The organism is Kitasatospora albolonga (genome assembly GCF_039535905.1).
GTDB lineage: Bacteria > Actinomycetota > Actinomycetes > Streptomycetales > Streptomycetaceae > Kitasatospora > Kitasatospora albolonga.
Window position 1 is genome coordinate 41,633 of the sequence record NZ_BAAAYB010000030.1, and the last position, 20,064, is coordinate 61,696.

Sequence of the window (20,064 nt, forward strand, 5' to 3'; positions counted from 1 at the left end):
TCACCCCGCCGTCCGGGCGGCGCAGGTAGCGCGGCCCGGGGTGCCCTCGGGGAGGGCGGCGGCGTCGGTGAGGTGGATCAGCAGGTCGGAGTCGACCGGGTCGGCGGTGCGCAGGGCGATCCGCAGCTGGGCGTTCTCGTCCAGCGCGGTGCCCACCGCCAGCTCGGGCGCCCGGTGGCGGCCACCAGGTGGACCGCCGAGCAGGCCGCCGCGCTCGGCCACGGCGGACAGCGCCCGCTGAGCGGGCGGCCGGCCGGGAGGTGGGGGAGAGCAGCGCGTCCAGAGTCGTCCACCACCACGACCAGCCGGGCCGGGGCGGTGAGCACGTCGGCCGGCTTGCGCTGCTGGCCGACCCGGGGGGCCGTCGTCGGGCGGTGCCGCCGCCGGCCGTCACCAGGGCCGGGGCGGGCTGCACGGCGGCCCGGGCGTTGTGCCAGGCGGTGAACGAGAGGCCGTCGAACAGCGCCTCGCGGTGGGCGAGTTCGTCCAGCAGGGTCTCGGCGGCGAGCAGGGCGCGGCGCGGGTCGGCCCCGGCGTCCACGTGCTCGGTGACCTGCGGCAGGTCGGTGCACGCCGGCCAGCCGGCGGGAGCCTCGGGAGTGCCGCCGCCGCGGCCGTCGACCACCGTGATCCCGCAGCCGCCCGGGCTGCTCGGAGACGGCGAGGGAGGGCGACCAGGGTGCGCAGCAGCTCGGTCTTGCCGGTGCCGCGGGCGCCGCCGATCAGCAGGTGCGGGCCGTTGGGCTCGTCCGGGTCGGCGAGGTCGACCAGCAGGGTCTCGTCCCGGCCGGTGCCGAGCAGGGGCGGTGGCGGTGCCGGGGCCGCCGGGCAGCGCGGCCCAGCGGGCGGCCAGCTTGGAGGGGGTGACGGTGTCGGGCTGGAGCAGGTCCAGCAGCCGCAGCTGCTCGGGCAGCGGGCCGCGGGAGACCGGGGAGGCCTCGCGCAGCGGGGCCAGCACCCGGGCCAGCCGCTCGGCCCAGGCGGGGGAGACGGCGTCCAGGGCCAGGTCGCGGACCAGTTCGCGGCCGCCCGCCGCCCAGCGGGCGGTCCAGGGTGAGCTGGGTGGCGACCTCGCCGGTGACCACGGCGGTGGCGCCGAGACCGGCGGGCAGCGCCTGCGGGGTCTCGGCCAGGCAGACCGGGAAGACGCCGAGGGCCGGGCCCTGCCTCCAGCAGGACGGCGAGCGCCTCGCGGGCGGGCGCGGTGGTGGGGGCGCCGTCGAGCAGCAGCACGGTGGTGCCGGACGGTCCGTCAGCCGCGCCGGCCCGCCCGCGCAGGCCGGCCTCCGCGCGCAGGCCCGCACCGGCGGCCAGCTCGGTGAGCCGGGCCTCGGTCTGCTCGGGGCCGAACCGACCAGCAGGCGGCAGTCCTGACCGTGCGTCGGCTCCAGGTGCGGCAGCCAGAAGGCCCAGGACCAGTCGGCGGAGTGGGGCATCGTCGGCCGCGGCCACACCAGGCTGAGCGAGCTCGGCGGGTGCAGCACGGCGAGCTGGGCGAGCACCGCGCGGGCCAGGCCGGCCAGCCGGGGGCGCGGCCCGGCGAGCCCCAGGCTGCGGCGGTCTGCAGGTCCACGGTGACGGGGACGGCGGGCAGCACGGTGCCGGGGGCGGTGCCGGGGCCGCCCGGGAGGTCGGCGGTGCCGAGCCGGAGGGTGAGCGCGTCCGGGTGGTGCGGGCCGCGCTCCCAGAGCCGGGGGCCGGCGCCGAGCGCGGTGAGCAGCAGGGCGGCCGGGTCGGGCCAGCGCTCGCGCTGGGCGGCGGGCCTGGCGGCTGCGGACGGCGGCGTGCTGCTGGGCGGCGCTGGGCCCGGCGGGCTCGGCCGGGCGTCGGCGGGAGAAACAGCGAGCGGCGGCCGCCGACGGGGGCTCGGTGGCGGGCGGTTCGGCGCGGCGGCGGCCGGGACGGACGGGGGCCGACGGCGTGGCGGCCAGCTGGAGCCGGCCGAGGCCGTCGGGCGTGTGCGGTTGCCGTCCCTGGTCTCGGGGCGGGTGACCAGCAGGGTGGACTCGCCGATCCGGACCAGGCCGTCCTCGGCCAGCTCGACCGACTCGTCGCTGCAGGAACGGCCGTCCAGCACGGTGCCGTGGTGGAGGCCAGGTCCCGGACGGTCACGTGCCGTCGGGGGAGATGAGCGAGAGGTGCAGCGGGAGACGTCGGGTCGTCCAGCGGGACGTCGGCGGCGCTGGAGCGGCCGATGGTGACCCGGTCCCGTGCAGGCGGTGCACGCCGCCCGCGTCGGGGGCCGCCCGGTGACGCGCAGCTCGGCCGGGGCCGGGCGTCGTCCTGGTCGGCGTCCGGGTCGGGCTCGTGAGCGAGAGCACCGCGCCGTCGAGCAGCGGGGGTGCCGAGCGGGGTCTGCTCGTCGATCCGCCGGTTCCCGGCGTACAGGTGCACATGGGTCGCGGAGCGCGGGCCGCGCAACGCACCGCACCGCGAGCGCCCCCGCGACCGCGCCGAGCGCCGTACCGACCGGGGCCGTGACCAGGACGTCACGGTGGCCGTTCGGCGGCTGCCGAGTCCGCTGCGCGCATCGGAGGACAGTGAGCCGCGATCTGCATCGCCCCCGCACTCCCCTTCAGTGATGCCGTTGGGCCACAAGAGTGGTGCCTGTCTCATCACTGCCACTACGGGGGGACACGGCGCGCCCGGCACCAGAATCGGACGATCTTGCGATGATCGCCATGGTGGAGCCGACGCCCCGTCAGGTCAACCCGCGCCGGGAGCGGTCCCGTCGGGGGCGCCTCGGAAACCTGGACGAGCGCCGTTAGAGTTGCCGAAAACCACGGCAGCGCAGTACCGCAGTAGTACCGAGGAGACAGCGTGCGGCCAGTCGGCAGCAAGTACCTGCTTGAGGAGGCCCTCGGACGCGGGGCGGCACCGGCACCGTCTGGCGTGCCCGGGTGCGCGAGGACGTGGTCGTGCCGGGGATCGAGCCGGGCAGTGCGGTGGCGATCAAGATACTGCGCGAGGAGCTGGCCGCCGACCCGGACGTGGTGATGCGCTTCCTGCGCGAGCGCTCCGTCCTGCTGCCGGCTGACCACCCCAACATCGTCCGGGTCCCGCGACCTGGTGGTGGAGGGCGAGCTGCTGGCCCTGGTGATGGACCTGGTGCAGGCCACGACCTGTTTCCACTACCTGCGCGCGGAACGGTTCCGTTCAGCCCGATCGCCGGCGCCCTGCTGATGGCCCAGATCACCGACGCGCTGGCGGCTAGCCACGCCGACGGGGTGGGTGCACCGCGACCTCAAGCCCGCCAACGTGCTGCTCGCCTCCACCACCGTGGACGGCGCCGAGCAGATGCCCACCCGATGCTCACTCGACTTCGGCATCGCCCGGCTCGCCGACTCCCCGGGCATCACCCGCAGCCACGAGTTCGTCGGCACCCCCGCCTACGTCGCCCCGAGTCCCGCCGACGCCGCCCGCAGACCTCGGCGGTGGACGTCTACGGCGCCGGCATCATGCTGTACGAGCTGACCACCGGCCGCGCCCCGTTCCGAGGCGACAACCCGGTGGCGATCCTCCAGGCGCACCTGGCCCAGGACCTGAGCGCCCGCGCACCATGCCGAGCCGCTCTGGACGGTGATCGAGCGCTGCCTGCGCAAGGATCCGGCCGAGCGGCCCAGCGCCGTGGCGCTGGCCCAGGCGCTGCGGGTGGTGGCCGCCGGGATCGGCGTGCACGCCTCGCCGGACAGGCCGAGGCCGCCTTCGCGGTCGGCGAGCTGCTCCGCCCGGACCCGCGGCCCACCCCGGCCACCGGCGCCCCGACCGAGCCCGGCGTGCCGGTGCGGCCCAGTTCGCCGACTCCTCCTTCGGCGACCAGACCTTCGGCGAGCAGACCCAGGTGCTGCCCTCGGGGCAGTACGACGCGGCCGCCGCCACCCGGTTGATGAGCCCTCAGGGCGCGGGCGCCCCGCCGCTCGGCGCCGCCGACCGCACCGCCGTGATGCCGCAGACCCCGGCGATGCCGCCGGTGCCCCCCCGGCGCCCCGGCCGCGCCCGCGGCGCCCGCCGGCGAACAGCCGCACCCGTGGCAGACCCAGCTCGGGCCGCCCGGGACCGCAACCAGCAGACCGAGGTCTTCGCCCCCGGCGACTACGGCGCCCAGGACGACTGGCCCGCCCCGCAGGTGGCGCCGCAGCCCTACCAGTCCCACCCGCAGCCGCCCCGGCCCCCGCAGGGCTACCAGCCGCCGCAGCCGTACTCGCCGTACCGCCCGGACCAGCCGCAGCCCCACCAGCCGCAGCCCCACCGGCAGCCGGGCCCGCCGCAGGGCGGCCCCCGCCCGCAGCCGCCCGGTGGCTACAACCAGCGCCCGCCGGTGGCCCCGCCGCCGTACCAGGGACGCCAGCAGCCCCAGCCGGGGTACGGGTACCCGCAGCAGCAGGCGCAGCCCGGTTACGGCCACCCCCAGCAGCAGCCCCAGCCGCCCGCCTACCAGCAGGCGCCGCCGCCCGCCCCGGCCCCGGTCCGCCGCCCCGAGCCGGCCCCGCCGCGCCGCCAGGAGCCCCCGGCCCCGCAGCAGCGCGAGCCCGAGCCCCCGCGGGAGCGGGAGCGCGAGCCGCGCCGGCGCAGCCGGAACCGGATGTACATCCCGGGCCTGGGCTGCCTGAAGGGCTGTCTGATGGTCATCGTGGTGCTGGCCCTGGCCGCCGTGGCGCTGTGGAACTTCACCGACCTGCCCGTCTGGTGGGAGAACGTGAAGGGGCTGGTTCGCCGACGCGAGCGACTGGGTCAGCAGCCTGACGAGCAGTTAGCCGCCGGGCCGTCAGCCCGGAGGCCGTGATGGCGACTTGTCGACAATTCACGATTTTTCCTGCCCCCTGAGGGCTGTTCCGGGCCGATCGGCGTCCCCCCGAACGGCCCTCGGGCGCGTAGGTTGGGTGGCTGAAGCACCGACCTACCGAGCGCGCAGAAGGGCAGCGCGCTCCCGCCGCCTACGGAGCAGCAGCATTGGCACGCAAGATCGGCAGCCGGTACACCGTCCAGCAGGTGATCGGCCGGGGGTCCGCCGGGACCGTGTGGCTCGGTGAGGGCCCGGACGGACCGGTGGCAGTCAAGCTGCTGCGCGAGGACCTGGCATCCGATCAGGTGCTGGTCGGCCGCTTCGTCCAGGAGCGCGCCGCGCTGACCAGCCTCGACCACCCCAACGTGGTCGAGGTCCGCGACATGGTGGTGGACGGCGACGACCTCGCCCTGGTGATGGAGCTGGTCCAGGGCACCGACCTGCGCTCCCGGCTGGAGCGCGAGGGCGCGCTGGCCCCTGCCGTCGCCGTCTCGGTGATCGCCGACGTGGCCGACGGCCTGGCCGCCGCGCACGCCGCCGGGATCGTCCACCGCGACGTCAAGCCGGAGAACGTGCTGCTGGACCTGGCCGCCCCGGCCGGCCCCGGCGGCGCCCCGCGCGCCAAGCTCACCGACTTCGGCATCGCCCGCCTGGTGGACGCCCCCCGGCGCACCCGGGCCACCCGGATCATCGGCACCCCCGACTACCTCGCCCCCGAGATCATCGAGGGCCTGGAGCCGCGCGCCGCGGTCGACATCTACGCCCTGGCCACCGTGCTCTACGAGCTGCTCACCGGCTTCACCCCGTTCGGCGGCGGCCACACCGGCGCGGTGCTCCGACGGCACGTCACCGAGCAGGTGCCGGCCGTCCCCGGCCTGCCCGAGGGCCTGTCCCGGATCATCACCGAGTGCCTGGCCAAGGCCCCGGCCTCCCGGCTGCGCGCGGCCGAGCTGGCCACCCGGCTGCGCGAGCAGCTCCCGTACCTGGTCGGCCTGCCCCCGCAGCTGCCCCCCCGAGCGCGCCGAGGCCGAGCCCCCGCTCACCCCGGGCGAGGCGGTCTACACCGAAGTGGACGCCGGCCCCGGCACCCACCGCCGCCGGCGCGGCCCGGCCGTCCCGCTGGTCCAGGCCCCGCTGCCGGACTCCACCCGCGACACCCACACCAGCCTGCGCCGCCCCTCCGACCGCGAACTCGCCTCCTACGCCGCCGAATCGCAGGCCCAGCGCCGCGAGGCCGCTCCGGCCGGACACCGCAAGGGCCGCCGGGCGCTGGTGCGCCGCCGCCGGCTCTACGCGGTGCTGATCGCGGCGGTGCTGCTGCTGGCCGGCGCGGCCGCCGCGTACTCCGCCTTCGCCCGGGAACGGCACACCTCCGGCGCCCGACCGGCGGGAATCCACTGGGTGACGGATACCCATGCGCAGCCGGGCCCGCCGAACCATTAGTCTGGTGGCGTGGCAGCCGTCGATCCTTCCGAAGAGCTCAAGTCCCTCGAAACGACCATGGGGTCGATCGAGGCCGTCCTCGACCTGGACAAGATCCGGGCCGACATCGCCGTTCTGGAGGAGGAGGCAGCCGCCCCGGCCCTCTGGGACGACGTCGCGAACGCCCAGAAGGTGACCAGCCGGCTCTCCTTCCTCCAGGGCGAGGTCCGCAAGTTCGAGACCCTGCGCGGCCGGGTCGAGGACCTCGGCGTGCTGTTCGAGCTCGCCGAGGCCGAGGACGACGCGGACACCCGCGCCGAGGCCGAGGCAGAGCTGACGTCGGTGCAGAAGGCGGTCGAGGAGCTCGAGGTCCGCACCCTGCTCTCGGGCGAGTACGACGCCCGCGAGGCCCTGGTCAACATCCGGGCCGAGGCCGGCGGCGTGGACGCCGCCGACTTCGCCGAGCAGCTGATGCGCATGTACCTGCGCTGGGCCGAGCGGCACGGCTACCCGACCGAGGTCTACGACACCTCGTACGCCGAAGAGGCCGGCATCAAGTCCGCGACCTTCACCGTCAAGGCGCCCTACGCCTACGGCACCCTCTCGGTCGAGCAGGGCACCCACCGCCTGGTCCGCATCTCGCCCTTCGACAACCAGGGCCGCCGGCAGACCTCCTTCGCCGGCGTCGAGGTGCTCCCGGTCGTCGAGACCTCCGACCACGTCGACATCGACGAGGGCGAGCTGCGCGTCGACGTCTACCGCGCCTCCGGCCCCGGCGGCCAGGGCGTCAACACCACCGACTCCGCGGTCCGGATCACCCACCTGCCGACCGGCATCGTGGTCTCCTGCCAGAACGAGCGCTCGCAGATCCAGAACAAGGCCTCGGCGATGAACGTCCTCCAGGCCAAGCTGCTGGAGCGGCGCCGTCAGGAGGAGCGCGCCGCGATGGACGCGCTCAAGGACGGCGGCTCGTCCTGGGGCAACCAGATGCGGTCGTACGTGCTGCACCCGTACCAGATGGTCAAGGACCTGCGGACGGAGTTCGAGGTCGGCAACCCGCAGTCGGTGCTGGACGGCGACATCGACGGGTTCATCGAGGCCGGCATCCGCTGGCGGAAGCAGCGCGAAGCCGCCGCGTGATCGGAAGGATGCCGGCCTCGATGAAGATCAAGCACAGCATCGAGGCCGGCATCCGCTGGCGGAAGCAGCGCGAGGCCGCCGCGTAAGGACGCACCGAAAAGGGCCCCGGGAGTTCCCGGGGCCCTTTCGCGTGCGGGGTCGGTCAGGCCAGGGCCTGACGGGCGATCAGCGCCACCGCCAGCAGGCCGACGATCAGCGCGAGCAGCGCCGTGGGCGACAGCGCGGCGAACGGGCCCTGCTGGTCCTGCAGCCGGGCCCGGTTGGCGCGGCAGACCGGGCAGCGGCCGTCACTCACGCGGCCGTTGCAGTTGGCGCACACCAGATGGTCGCAAGTCATGCGATCTCCTCCTTGCTGGTTACTGCAACGCGCCGGACGGGCCTCCGGTTCCTCGGACGGCCCTGGACGGGCGCTCTCAGCTACCACTGTGCCAGGTTCCGCCCGTTCCGGCCCGTCCTCCCCGTTCGCCGACCGCTCAACCGCATGCCGGGCTGTGACATGGGTCGCACTTATCCGGGCAGAACGGGATATTTCTCGCCAAATCCCAGGTGAACCCCCGGACAGTGCCTGCGGGCCCGGAGGGGCTTCGCGTAGGGTCCGAGTCCTGACCCACCTAGGATGGCCCCCGTGATGCAGCCGTGATCAGATTCGACAACGTCTCCAAGACCTATCCCAAGCAGAACCGTCCGGCCCTGGACAACGTCTCGCTGGAGATCGAGAAGGGCGAGTTCGTCTTCCTGGTCGGTTCGTCCGGCTCCGGCAAGTCGACCTTCCTGAGGCTCTGCCTGCGCGAGGAGCGCCCGAGCACCGGCGCGGTCCACGTGCTGGGCAAGGACCTCGGCAAGCTGTCCAACTGGAAGGTGCCGCACATGCGGCGTCAGCTGGGCACCGTCTTCCAGGACTTCCGCCTGCTGCCGAACAAGACCGTCGCGCAGAACGTCGCGTTCGCGCTGGAGGTCATCGGCAAGCCGAAGAGCGCCATCAACAAGGTGGTGCCCGAGGTGCTCGACCTGGTCGGCCTCGGCGGCAAGGAGGACCGGATGCCCGGTGAGCTCTCCGGTGGTGAGCAGCAGCGCGTGGCGATCGCCCGGGCCTTCGTGAACCGGCCGATGCTGCTGATCGCGGACGAGCCCACCGGAAACCTCGACCCGCAGAACTCGGTCGGCATCATGAAGCTGCTCGACCGGATCAACCGCACCGGTACCACGGTCCTGATGGCCACGCACGACCAGGCCATCGTCGACCAGATGCGCAAGCGGGTGATCGAGCTCGACAAGGGGCTGCTGGTCCGCGACCAGGCCCGCGGCGTCTACGGCTACCAGAACTGAGCCACCCGACGCCCCGTCCGCCTGCCCGTTCCACCTGCCTGCCCCTGGAGTAACGCCATGCGCGCCCAGTTCGTCCTGTCGGAGATCGGCGTCGGTCTCCGCCGCAACCTGACCATGACCATCGCGGTCGTGGTCAGCGTCGCGCTATCGCTCGCCCTCGCCGGCGCCTCGCTGCTCGTCCGCGACCAGGTCAACTCCATGAAGGGGTACTGGTACGACAAGGTCGAGGTGAGCATCTACTTCTGCACCAAGTCGGACGCCAAGACCTCCGCCCAGTGCTCGGCGGGTGCCGCCACCGACCAGCAGATCGCCGAGGTCAAGGGCCAGCTGGACAAGATGACCCAGCTGGTGCAGAGCTCCACCTTCGAGAGCTCGCAGGACGCGTACAAGCGCTGGAAGGAGACCAACCCGGACAACCCGCTGCTCGCCGCGGTGGGTGCGGAGGCGATGCCGCAGTCCTGGCGGGTCAAGCTGAACGACCCGACCAAGTACGACGTGGTGCAGAGCGCCTTCGCCGGGAAGCCGGGCGTCAAGTCGGTCGAGGACCAGCGGAAGATCCTGGAGAACCTGTTCGGCCTGCTGAACGGTCTGCAGACCGCCGCGTTCGTGATCATGGTGCTGATGCTCTTCGTCGCCCTGCTGCTGATCGTGAACACCGTCCGGGTGTCCGCGTTCAGCCGACGGCGCGAGACCGGGATCATGCGCCTGGTCGGTGCCTCGAACTTCTACGTGCAGATGCCGTTCATCGCGGAGGCGGCCTTCGCCGCGCTGCTCGGTGCGGTGCTGGCCTCCGGGCTGCTGCTCGGCGGGCACTTCTTCGTGCAGGAGTTCCTGGCCCAGCGGGTGCAGTTCATCCACTTCATCGGGCTCTCCTCGGTGCTCACCGTCATCCCGCTGCTGGTCGTGGTCGGCATGGGGATGGCCGGCATCGCGGCGTTCATCACCCTCCGGAAGTACCTGAAGGTCTGACGCCCCCTCAGGCAGTGCGCCTAGACTCCCTTGCCATGCCGGTGACTCTGCGTGCGGGAGTGCGCCAGGGAGCTGTGCTCTCCCTGGCGTTCGGCGCCGTGCTGTTCACCGGGGCGGTCACCGGGGCCTGGAGCGGGGCTCCGGCCGACGGGCGCCCGCCCACCTCCTCCTCCGATGCCCTGGCCGGGCGTGACCTGGCCGGGGCGTCGCTGTCCCGGCAGCAGGCCGAGCGGCTGGTCGCCGAGGGGGGGCGACCCGTGGGCCGCGTACTACACGCCCGAGGAGTACACCGACCTGACCAAGGGGCGCTACCGCGGCGTCGGGCTCTCGGTGCGGCGGGCGGCGGACGGGGCCACCACGGTGGACCGGGTGCACCCCGACGGGCCCGCCCGGCAGGCCGGGATCGCGGCCGGGGACGTGCTGCTCGGCATCGACGGCACCCCGGCCGACCGGCTCCCGGTCACCGAGGTGGTGGCCGGGCTGCGCGGCGAGGTCGGCACGGCGGTGGAGCTGACGGTCCGCCGACCGGGCGGGCCGGCCCGTGAGCTGACGCTGCGCCGGGCCGAGCTGGCCGCCCGGGACGTGACGGTGGAGCAGCTGCGGCCCGGGGTGGTGAAGGTCGCGGTGCGCGGCTTCACGGCCGGTGTGGCCGCCGAGGTGGCGCAGGCCGTCCGGGGCGCCCGGGGTGTCCTGCTGGACCTGCGGGGCAACTCCGGCGGGCTGGTGGACCAGGCCGTGGGGACCGCCTCGCTCTTCCTGGACGGCGGCCCGGTGGCCTCGTACCAGGAGCGCGGCGAGCGGCGCGAGCTGACCGCAGCGCGCGGCGGAGACACCACCGTGCCCCTGGTGGTGCTGGTGGACGGCGGCACCATGAGCGCCGCCGAACTGCTCGCCGGGGCGCTCCAGGACCGCAGCCGCGCCGTCCTGGTCGGCTCCCGCACCTTCGGCAAGGGCACCGTCCAGCAGCCCAGCCGCCTCGCCGACGGCGCCGTCCTGGAACTCACCGTCGGCCGCTACGCCACCCCGGCCGGCCGCTCGCCGGACGGCACCGGCCTCACCCCGGACGTCCCCCAGCCGCCGGGCGGCGACCCGGAGGCGGTGACCCGGCTCGCCGACACCGTGCTCTCCGGGCTGGGCCGCGGCCAAATGGGCTGACCACCGGGCGGGCGAGGTGCGAGAATGGCCGGTGCTATGGCTAAGGAAACGGGAAAAGAAGCTGATCGCGCAGAACAAGAAGGCGCGACACGAGTACACCATCCTCGACACGTACGAATGCGGCATGGTGCTGACCGGCACGGAGGTGAAGTCGCTCCGCGAGGGGCGGGCCAACCTGGTGGACGGTTACGCCTACGTGCAGGGCCACGAAGCGTGGGTCGACAACGTGTTCATCCCCGAGTACACCCAGGGGACCTGGACGAACCACGCCTCGCGGCGCAAGCGCAAGCTGCTGCTGCACAAGCTCGAGATCCGCAAGATCGAGTCGAAGGTCAAGGAGACCGGCCACACCCTGGTGCCGCTCTCCCTGTACTTCAAGGACGGCCGGGTGAAGCTGGAGCTGGCGCTCGCGGTCGGCAAGAAGCTGTACGACAAGCGGCAGACCCTGCGCGAGAAGCAGGACCGCCGCGAGTCCGACCGGGGCCGTCGCGGCGGCACGGAAGCGCCAGCGGGGTTAATCGCTTGGCCCTGGCCGGTGCCTGCGCGTACTATGGCCCGAGCAACATCACCGGAGGGCCCGCCCGCCGGAGCTGTTTGTCAATTCAACATGGGGATGATCGGTTTCGACAGGGGACGTCGAAACAGGAGAAGCGAGCCGAGGAACGCGGCAATGATCTCGTTAACCATCTGTCGCAAAAAAATAATCGCCAACTCTAAGCGCGATTCCCAGCAGTTCGCTCTCGCTGCCTAAGCAAGAGTGAATGGGTGTCAGCCCGGGGAGTTCCCGACCCGGATCCTGGCATAATCTAGGGAACTCATCCGCCACCCCGGCCACGGGGGTCGGCGGAAAAATAAAACAGTGGCTGGGCCTGTTGGCGGCTTGTCCGCGTGACTGCCAGGGCCGAGAAACTCACAGCGGACTGCGCTCGGAGAAGTCCTGAATCCACTCCACTGGACCCGGGTTCGATTCCCGGCATCTCCACAGACCCATGTCGCTCGAAGGCCGCACTCCGCGAGGAGGCGGCCTTCTTGCGTTTCGGCGGTCTCACACCGCGCCGGGCGGCCCGGTGAGAGGACCGTACCGGCGGGTTCACAACCCACAACTCCCCGGAAATCCCGGCCCGTTAGGGTCGTCCAGGTCAGGGCGCCGAACTTGCACAAGGGGAGTTGCGATGAGTGGAGACACGGCGGTGCGACGGGGCTGGATCCAGGAGTGGGATCCGGAGGACCGGGCGTTCTGGGAGCGGACCGGGCGCCGGACCGCCAACCGCAACCTGGTCTTCTCGGTGCTCTCGGAGCACATCGGCTTCTCGATCTGGAGCCTCTGGTCGGTGATGGTCCTCTTCATGGGGCCCAAGTACGGGATCGACCCGGCCGGTAAGTTCTTCCTGGTCGCGATGCCCACCCTGGTCGGCGCCTTCGTCCGGATCCCCTACACCGTGGCGGTGGCCCGCTTCGGCGGGCGGAACTGGACGGTGGTCTCGGCGCTGCTCCTGCTGCTGCCCGCACTGGCCGCCGCGTACGTGATGGAGCCGGGGACCTCCTACACCACCTTCATGGTGGTCGCCGCGCTCACCGGGCTCGGCGGGGGGAACTTCGCCTCCTCGATGACCAAACATCAACGCCTTCTTCCCGCAGCACCGCAAGGGCTGGGCGCTCGGGCTGAACGCCGGCGGCGGCAACATCGGGGTGCCGGTGATCCAGCTGGTCGCGCTCGCGGTGATCACCTGGGCCGGGGCCACCTCACCCCGGCTGGTGCTCGGCATCTACCTGCCGCTGATCGTGATCGCGGCCACCCTCGCCGCGCTCTTCATGGACAACCTGGCGCCGATGAAGAAACGACACCGGCGCGCTGGCCGAGGTGCTGAGGGAGCGTCACACCTGGCTGATGTCGGTGCTCTACATCGGCACACTTCGGCTCCTTCATCGGCTTCAGCTTCGCCTTCGGCCTGGTGCTGCAGACCCAGTTCGGCCGCACCCCCGCTGCAGCCGCCCAGCTCACCTTCGTCGGCCCGCTGCTCGGCTCGCTGATTCCGCCCGGTCGGCGGCTGGCTGGCCGACCGCTGGGGCGGCGCCCGGATCACCCTGTGGAACTTCGCCGGGATGGCCGCCGCCACCCTGGTGGTGCTGTACGCCTCCTCGGAGCGCTCGCTGCCGGTCTTCCTGGCCGGGTTCACCACGCTCTTCGTGCTGGCCGGGCTGGGCAACGGCTCCACCCTACAAGATGATCCCGGTGATCTTCCGAGGCCAAGGCGCAGAACCGGATCGCCGAGCTCGGCGCCACCGCCGAGCATGGCCGCCGCCTGGTCCCGCCGGATGTCCGGCGCGGCCGTCGTGGTGATCGGGCGCGGTCGGCGCGCTCGGCGGCCTCTTCATCAACCTGGCCTTCCGGCAGTCCTTCCTGGTCGCCAAGACCGGGACCCCCGCCTTCGCCTCCTTCCTGGCGGCGTACGCCGTCTGCGCCGCCCTCACCTGGGCCGTCTACCTGCGCCGCCCCACCGGCAGCGCGGTGACCGCCCCGGTGAAGGAGCGGGTCGCGGCCTGACCCCGGGGCCGGACCGGCCGTCCATCCCCTGGACGGCCGGTCCGGCCCGTGAAACACCCCGGAAATCCGGCCGACCCCGCAGCGACACCGCCCCGGGGGAGGATGCCCGTCCACCCACCCCTCCCGGCCCGCCGCAGCCGGGGTGCGCACCACCGAAGGACCCACAGCCATGGACGAACTGACGGCCCCTCACGCCGCCGAGCCGGTGCCTCCGCTGGCCGGATTCACCGTCGCATCACCGCCGCCCGCCGCTCCGAGGAGCTGGCCACGCTGCTTCCAACGCCGGGGCGCCGCCGTGCAGCGGGCCGCCGCACTGCGGATCGTGCCGCTGCCCGACGACACCGAACTCCTCGCCGCCACCCGGGCGCTGGTGGCCGGGCCGGCCGGACGTCGCGGTGGCCACCACCGGGATCGGCTTCCGGGGCTGGATCGAGGCCGCCGAGGGCTGGGGCCCTCGGCGACGAGCTGATCGAACGGCTCGGCAAGGCCTCCGTGCTGGCCCGCGGCCCCAAGGCCAAGGGCGCCATCCGGGCCGCCGGGCTGCGGGAGGAGTGGGTCGGCGAGGTCGGAGTCCTCGGTGGAGGTGCTGGAGAAGCTGCTGGAGGACGGCGTCGAGGGCAAGCGGATCGCCGTCCAGCTGCACGGCGCCCCGCAGCGCGGACTTCGTCGACTCGCTCACCGCGGCGGGCGCCGAGGTGGTCGAGGTGCCGGTCTACCGCTGGCTGCCGCCCGCCGACCATCGCCCCGCTGGACCGGCTGCTGGACGCCTGCTGCACCGGCGCGCTGGACGCGATCACCTTCACCTCCGCCCCGGCGGTGCTCAGCCCTGCTACGACCGGGCAGCGGAGCGCGGCCTGACCGACCAGCTGCTGCACGCGCTGCGCCGCGACGTCCTGCCGTCTGCGTCGGGGCCCGTGACGGCCGCCCCGCTGGAGGAAACTGGACATCGCCACCGTCTGGCCCGAACGGATGCGGCTGGGCGCGATGGTGCAGCTGCTCACCGCCCGGCTCCCCGAGCGCGGCGGCGGCTCTCGGTGGCCGGGCACCAGCTGGAGCTGCGCGGCCAGGCCGCCCTGGTGGACGGCGAGCTGCGGCCCGTCCCGCCCGCCGGGATGGCCCTGCTGCGCGCCCTGGCCCGCCTGCCCCGGCTGGGTGGTGGCCCGCGCCGAGCTGCTCGCGCCCTGCCCGGCAGCCGGCAACGACGAGCACGCCGTGGAGACCGCGATGGCCCGCCTGCGCGCGGCCCTCGGCACGCCGAACCTGGTCGCCACCGTGGTCAAGCGCGGCTACCGCCTGGCGGTCGACCCGACGGCGGAGCCGGGGGAGAAGTACGGCGCCGTCTGACGGGCCGCCCGGGCCGAAGGCCCCAGGGGCGCGGGGAACTGCGCGAGTACGGAAGGCGGACCGGTGATGAGGTCGGGGCAGTCGAGCCAGTTGCAGGTGCTGCCGTTCCCCCGCGCGCAGTTCCTCGCGCCCCCGGGGTGACCACTACGAGTGGTGGTGCGGTGCAGGTGATGTGTGCGGGTGTCTGCCGCTGGGCGGGGTCCTGGGCGTAGGATCTTCCGTCCGTCTCTTTTTTCCCGCAGGTTCACAGCCGCCACTGAACGAGGCCATGCACAGCAGCACAGACTCAGACACCGTCCGAGACCGCGAGATCGCCGAGGAGCAGCGCCACCTCGACACCGTCTACCGCCGGTTGGAGGAGAAGCTCGCCGAGGCCGAGTACATCCTCGAGGACGCCGCCAAGCGCGTCCACGTGGGCACGCCCGGCGCGCTCGCGGAGCGGGACGCCCCAGGTGTACCGCGCCGGGGCGCACCTGCACCGGCTGAACACCGAGTTCGAGGACTTCCTGTTCGGCCGGATCGACCTCCAAGCAGGCCGACGCCCCGGAGGAGCACGGGATCCCGTCGCAGACCCCGCTCGACCCGGCCGACCCGGCCGTGGCCGAGACCCTGCACATCGGCCGGGCTCGGCGTGCTGGACGCCGAGTTCGGTCCGCTGGTGATCGACTGGCGGGCCCCGGCCGCCGCGCCGTTCTACCGCTCGACCCCGGTCGAGCCGGGCCGGGTGATTCCGGCGCCGGGTGATCCGGTCCAAGGGCCGCCGGGTGATCGGCGTCGAGGACGACCTGCTCCGTCCGGACCTGACGCCGACCCTGGGCGGTCAGGAGCTGGCGGTGGTCGGCGACGGCGCGCTGATGGCGACGCTGGGCCGGGCCCGCAGCCACCACCATGCGCGACATCGTCTCCTCGATCCAGAAGGAGCAGGACGAGGTGATCCGGGCCCCCGCGCCCGGTGCCACCCTGGTCACCGGCGGCCCGGGCACCGGCAGACCGCCGTCGCGCTGCACCGCGCCGCCTTCCTGCTCTACCAGGACCGCCGCCGGTACGCGGGCGGCATCCTGGTGGTCAGCCCGACCGCGCTGCTGGTCTCGTACACCGAGGGCGTTGCTGCCCGTCGCTGGCGAGGAGGGCCAGGTGCGATCCGCGCGGTCGGCAGCCTGGTCGACGGCATCGAGGCGGGCCGGTACGACACCACGGAGACCGCCCACGTGAAGGGCTCGGCCCGGATGGTGACGCTGCTGCGCCGGGCGGCCTAAGGCCGCCCTGGAGCTGGGTGCCCGACCGGAGCTGAGGTCTTCGCCGCGGCGAGGCGCTGCGCTGGACGACGCCGCCTGAAGGCGGTGCGCGGCAACGTGATCGGCAGCGGCGGCACCCCGCTCAAGCCTGCTCTCCGCCCGCGGCCCAGCCGGCTGCTGCTGGCTGGACGCGCTCTGGTCATGGTAGGTCGCACCCGGCACTCTGCCGCGCCCCGCCGACCACTAACGCGCGCGAGCAGCGCCGACAGGATTGCGAGAAGGAGGCCGTCGACGAGTACGCTCTCTGCGGACGAGGCGTGTCGATGCGTCGAGCTGGACTTCCTGGAGGTCCTGTGTGTGCCCTGGCGCGCGTGTGAGGCCGCCGGCCGTCGGGTGCTGGCGCACCTCAAGCAGTCCGCGGCGACACCGAGCGGACCGGCTGATTGCGCCCGACGCGGGGACGCGTCACTCCTTCCGGAGGCGGCCAACGGCTGCTGGCCGACTCCTGGCGGCACCTGACGTCCCGCGGGGAGGGCGAGCTGTCGGCGCACGACGTGGCGCTGGTGGACGAGCTGCAGTTGCTGCTCGGCGAGGCGGCGGTCCGCAGGTCCGTGAGGTGGACGCGGTCGACATGCTGACCGGCCTGGACGAGGTGACCACCTACGCGACCGGATGTCCCGCCAGCGGGAGCGCGTCCCGGTGGAGCGCACCGAGTACGCCCACGTGATCGTGGACGAGGCGCAGGACCTGACGCCGATGCAGTGGCGGATGGTCGGCCGCCGGGCCCGGATGGCGACTGGACCATCGTCGGCGACCCGGCGCAGTCCTCCTGGCCGTTCCCGCAGGAGGCGCAGGCCGCGATGGACGAGGTGCTGGCCGCAAGCCGCGCCGTCGGCACACCCCTGACCGTCAACTACCGCAACCCCTCGGAGATCGCGGAGGTGGCGGCCAAGGTGCTGGAGCTGGCCGCTCCGGCACCCCCCTTCGCCGACCGCCGTCCGCTCCACCGGCCTGGAGCCCCGCTTCAGACGGCGGTCGGCTCGGCACCGCAGCCGGCCGCGGTCGCGGCGCGGCCCGGGCCGAGCTGAAGAGCGGCTGCTGGCACGGGGTGGACGGCACCGTCGCGGTGCTGTGGTCGATGGACCGCGCCGAGGACGCCGGACTGGGTGGCCGGCTGGGCGAGCGGGACGGTCGCGCTGGGCTCGCTGGAGGCCAAGGGCCTGTGAGTACGACGCCACGTTTGAGGTGGCGACCGGTCGCATCGCGGGCGAGTCGAGGCGCGCTGCGGGTGCTGTACGTGGCTCTGACCCGGGCCACCCAGACCGTGCTCACCGTCGCTCTCCGCCCGGACGACCTGCCGGACGCCTCGGACGGGGTGCCTGCGCTGCTGCGCTGACGGACCAGCCAGCTGACGCAGAGCGGACAGCGGAAGGCCCACCTCACCGGACTTGTGAGCCTCTCGACAGCTGTGACACCGACCCGCATGCTCGCCTCGCGGCAAGTGCGTCCTCTAGGGACGAGGTTGTGGGCCCGCTTGGATCGAGCCGGTGCCTTGTCCATGTATAAACGCTATCGTCGCCGAGGTGCAAGAAGCCTGTCGACTCCGCACACACTCAATGAACGGTATTTCTATCGAACCACTGCGTGAGTGCGACGATCGAGTCTAGCATGCCGACTGCGCAGGCATTACAACAAAGTGTTGATTCAGAAGAAGGACGTCGATGGCGACAGTGCCCAGTGTCTCGAACCGATCACGGTCCGGTGGAGTGCCGCCACCGGTCAACGCGGTTGAGACTCGATCACACCGCCGTCGAGTCCTCCGGCGGCTCGGTCACGGCCTGGACTCACCGCCTCCGGCCTCGAGGCGCTGCGGATCGACGTCACCGTGGCCGCCGCCTCGGTCGCCCACGGCGAGGAGATCGTCGAGAAGCTCCGCGCGATCGACGGGCGTGGCGATCGGCAAGGTCTCGGACCGCACCTTCCTGATGCACACTCGGCGGCAAGATCGAGATGTCTCGAAGCTGCCGATCCGCAACCGCGACGGACCTCTCGATGATCTACACCCCCGCGTGGCCGGGTCTGCATGGCGATCGCGGAGAACCCCGAGGACGCCCGCCGCCTGACCATCAAGCGCAACAGCGTCGCCGTGGTCACCGACGGCTCGGCCGTGCTGGGCCTGGGCAACATCGGCCCGAGGCCGCCCTGCCGGTGATGGAGGGCAAGGCCGCGCTGTTCAAGCGCTTCGCCGGCATCGACGCCTGGCCGATCTGCCTGGACACCCAGGACGCCGACGAGATCGTCGCCATCGTCAAGGCGATCGCCCCCGGCTTCGCCGGCATCAACCTGGAGGACATCTCCGCGCCGCGCTGCTTCGAGATCGAGGCCCGGCTGCGCGAGGCCCTGGACATCCCCGGTCTTCCACGACGACCAGCACGGCACCGCGATCGTGGTGCTGGCCGCGCTCACCAACGCGCTCAAGGTGGTCGGCAAGCCATCGACGAGATCCGCGTGTGATGTCCGGCGCGGGCGCGGCCGGCACCGCGATCCTCAAGCTGCTGCTGGCGGCCGGCGTGCGGCACGCCACGTGGCGGACGTGCGCGGCGTGGTCCACGAGGGCCGCGACGACCTGAACGACAGCCTGCGCTGGATCGCCGAGCACACCAACCGCTCGGGCCGCACCGGCAGCCTCAAGGAGGCGGTGGCCGGGCGCCGACGTCTTCATCGGCGTCTCCGCCCGAACGTGCTGGACGGCCGACGACCTGGCCACCATGGCCGAGACGCGATCGTCTTCGCGCTGGCCAACCCGGACCCGGAGGTGGACCCGGCGGTGGCCCGCCAGACCGCCGCCGTGGTGGCGACCGGCCGCAGCGACTTCCCGAACCAGATCAACAACGTGCTGGTCTTCCCCGGCGTCTTCCGCGGCCTGCTGACGCCCAGAGCCGCACCGTCAACACCGAGATGATGCTGGCCGCCGCCCGGGCGCTGGCCACCACCGTGGCCGACGACCAGCTGAACCCGAACTACATCATCCCCAGCGTCTTCCACCCCGACGTGGCCAAGGACCGTCGCGGCCGCCGTCCGGGAGGCCGCGCTGGCCGCCCGCGGCGAGACCGAGCCGGCCCCGGCCCCGCCCACCCCGGGCATCGTCGGCACCCTGGACACCACGTCGTTCCCGGCCGTTCAGCTCTGATCCAGCCGCAGCTCGGCGGGGTGGCGGGCCCGGTCCGGACCTCCCGCGCGGAGGGTCCGGCGGTCGGCCGGCCACCCTACCCGAGCCCGCTCGCCCGAACCCTTGCGACACAAGGGGAAGGGGCGTGTTTGGCTTGTCGGTGGCAGGGCGTACGGTAGCCCTGCACGGGGCAGGCGTGTCCGACAAGTACGGAACGTCCCCCTGGGCCCTCGGCGTGTGTTCCCGGCCCCGCGCCCGCCCCCCGGTCCACCGGAGCGGACGGAGCGTCACAACTCCGTCCGGCGGGCGCTGTTCGGGTCAACGCGGCGGGGACCGATTGGCTTTCTCAGTGCCGGTCGGGGCAGGATTCGTACCCAGGCAGTGCGGTTTGAGGCGCTTCGGGGTGCAAGCCCGACCCCTGACCAACCCTCGCCTGAACGAGCACAGTGTGCGGACCAGCGGCCCTGCCGTCGCCAGTGATGGCGGCCGCGGGACGACCGACGGGCCCCGCACACCGCAACGCGAACAGACCACAGGAGTACACATGAACCGCAGTGAGCTGGTGGCCGCTCTGTCGGAGCGCGCCGAGGTGACCCGCAAGGACGCCGACGCCGTTCTGCCGCCTTCGCCGAGTGTCGTCGGCGAGGTCGTCGCCAAGGGTGACGAGAAGGTCACCATCCCCGGCTTCCTGACCTTCGAGCGCACCCACCGTGCCGCCCGCACCGCTCGTAACCCGCAGACCGGCGACCCGATCCAGATCCCGGCCGGCTACAGCGCCAAGGTCAGCGCCGGTTCGAAGCTGAAGGAGGCCGCCAAGGGCAAGTGACGCCCCTGGTAGCCCCTACGACCGTGGCCGGTCTCCCCTCGGGGAGACCGGCCACGGTCGTTTCGCGTGCCGTCCGGATCAGGACGGCGACCAGCTCCTCGTCGGCCGGCTCCTCGTTCTTCAGCTCGACCTGGGCGCCCAGGTCGCGGA

8 protein-coding genes, 1 other RNA gene and 8 pseudogenes are annotated in these 20,064 nt (G+C 73.1%); 13 read left to right on the forward strand and 4 right to left on the reverse strand.

Translation table 11 applies throughout. The annotated features are described in order from the left end of the window. Together ABD946_RS07695 and ABD946_RS42530 are read right to left on the reverse strand one after the other, a co-directional pair. Complete coding sequence (locus tag ABD946_RS07695) at positions 1-222, reverse strand: hypothetical protein (protein WP_345281344.1); 222 nt, start codon at positions 220-222, stop codon at positions 1-3. A 1,089-nt stretch (positions 223-1,311) separates the two neighbouring features. After that, positions 1,312-1,774 (reverse strand): annotated as a pseudogene (locus tag ABD946_RS42530) (FtsK/SpoIIIE domain-containing protein); the annotation flags it as partial. Positions 1,775-2,820: 1,046 nt separating this feature from the next. On the opposite strand from ABD946_RS42530, the pseudogene ABD946_RS42535 reads away from it, so the two are divergent. The 3 genes and pseudogenes from ABD946_RS42535 (at position 2,821) to prfB (ending at position 7,345) form a co-directional block, all read left to right on the forward strand. After that, positions 2,821-4,783 (forward strand): annotated as a pseudogene (locus tag ABD946_RS42535) (serine/threonine-protein kinase). Between the two features lie 167 nt (positions 4,784-4,950). Beyond that, a pseudogene (locus ABD946_RS07715) lies at positions 4,951-6,226 on the forward strand (serine/threonine-protein kinase). A gap of 9 nt (positions 6,227-6,235) precedes the next feature. Continuing rightward, positions 6,236-7,345, forward strand: a complete 1,110-nt coding sequence (gene prfB / locus ABD946_RS07720; RefSeq protein ID WP_345281351.1) for a peptide chain release factor 2 — start codon at positions 6,236-6,238, stop codon at positions 7,343-7,345. Positions 7,346-7,487: 142 nt separating this feature from the next. On the opposite strand, the gene ABD946_RS07725 is transcribed toward prfB, so the two are convergent. Continuing rightward, entirely contained in the window at positions 7,488-7,682 is a 195-nt protein-coding gene (locus ABD946_RS07725) for a hypothetical protein (RefSeq protein WP_345281353.1), read from the reverse strand. Positions 7,683-7,981: 299 nt separating this feature from the next. On the opposite strand from ABD946_RS07725, the gene ftsE reads away from it, so the two are divergent. The 7 genes and pseudogenes from ftsE to ABD946_RS07760 all read left to right on the forward strand — a co-directional run bounded on the left by ftsE (position 7,982) and on the right by ABD946_RS07760 (position 14,684). Further along, positions 7,982-8,671, forward strand: coding sequence for a cell division ATP-binding protein FtsE (gene ftsE, locus ABD946_RS07730; RefSeq protein ID WP_345281355.1), 690 nt, complete (start codon positions 7,982-7,984; stop codon positions 8,669-8,671). 57 nt (positions 8,672-8,728) lie between these two features. Beyond that, complete coding sequence (gene ftsX / locus ABD946_RS07735) at positions 8,729-9,640, forward strand: permease-like cell division protein FtsX (RefSeq protein ID WP_345281357.1); 912 nt, start codon at positions 8,729-8,731, stop codon at positions 9,638-9,640. A 174-nt stretch (positions 9,641-9,814) separates the two neighbouring features. Further along, a complete protein-coding gene (locus ABD946_RS07740; protein ID WP_345281359.1) occupies positions 9,815-10,795 on the forward strand; it encodes a S41 family peptidase in 981 nt (326 codons plus the stop codon). A gap of 31 nt (positions 10,796-10,826) precedes the next feature. Then, positions 10,827-11,313 (forward strand): annotated as a pseudogene (smpB, locus tag ABD946_RS07745) (SsrA-binding protein SmpB). 91 nt (positions 11,314-11,404) lie between these two features. Further along, positions 11,405-11,780: a transfer-messenger RNA gene (ssrA, locus tag ABD946_RS07750) on the forward strand. Positions 11,781-11,967: 187 nt separating this feature from the next. After that, positions 11,968-13,340, forward strand: a pseudogene (locus ABD946_RS07755) (nitrate/nitrite transporter). 169 nt (positions 13,341-13,509) lie between these two features. After that, positions 13,510-14,684 (forward strand): annotated as a pseudogene (locus tag ABD946_RS07760) (uroporphyrinogen-III synthase). Between the two features lie 286 nt (positions 14,685-14,970). On the opposite strand, the gene ABD946_RS07765 reads toward ABD946_RS07760, so the two are convergent. Next, the gene (locus ABD946_RS07765) at positions 14,971-15,096 is read right to left on the reverse strand and encodes a hypothetical protein (RefSeq protein WP_345281363.1); all 126 of its coding nucleotides are present in this window, start codon (positions 15,094-15,096) and stop codon (positions 14,971-14,973) included. Between ABD946_RS07765 and ABD946_RS07770 the strand changes: the two are divergent. The 3 genes and pseudogenes from ABD946_RS07770 to ABD946_RS07780 all read left to right on the forward strand — a co-directional run bounded on the left by ABD946_RS07770 (position 15,037) and on the right by ABD946_RS07780 (position 19,914). After that, positions 15,037-17,315 (forward strand): annotated as a pseudogene (locus ABD946_RS07770) (HelD family protein). The gene ABD946_RS07765 and the pseudogene ABD946_RS07770 overlap by 60 nt on opposite strands. Positions 17,316-17,640: 325 nt before the next feature. Then, a pseudogene (locus tag ABD946_RS07775) lies at positions 17,641-19,109 on the forward strand (NAD-dependent malic enzyme). A 523-nt stretch (positions 19,110-19,632) separates the two neighbouring features. Beyond that, positions 19,633-19,914: an HU family DNA-binding protein gene (locus tag ABD946_RS07780; protein WP_345281360.1), complete on the forward strand. Its 282-nt coding sequence runs from the start codon at positions 19,633-19,635 to the stop codon at positions 19,912-19,914. The last annotated feature ends 150 nt before the right edge of the window (positions 19,915-20,064 follow it).

Bases quoted from the DNA above. Each gene is read 5' to 3' on its own strand.
- ftsX (WP_345281357.1), top strand. From the start codon at position 8,729: ATGCGCGCCCAGTTCGTCCTGTCGGAGATCGGCGTCGGTCTCCGCCGC.
- ABD946_RS07740 (WP_345281359.1), top strand. From the start codon at position 9,815: ATGCCCTGGCCGGGCGTGACCTGGCCGGGGCGTCGCTGTCCCGGCAGC.
- ABD946_RS07725 (WP_345281353.1), bottom strand. From the start codon at position 7,682: ATGACTTGCGACCATCTGGTGTGCGCCAACTGCAACGGCCGCGTGAGT.
- ABD946_RS07780 (WP_345281360.1), top strand. From the start codon at position 19,633: ATGAACCGCAGTGAGCTGGTGGCCGCTCTGTCGGAGCGCGCCGAGGTG.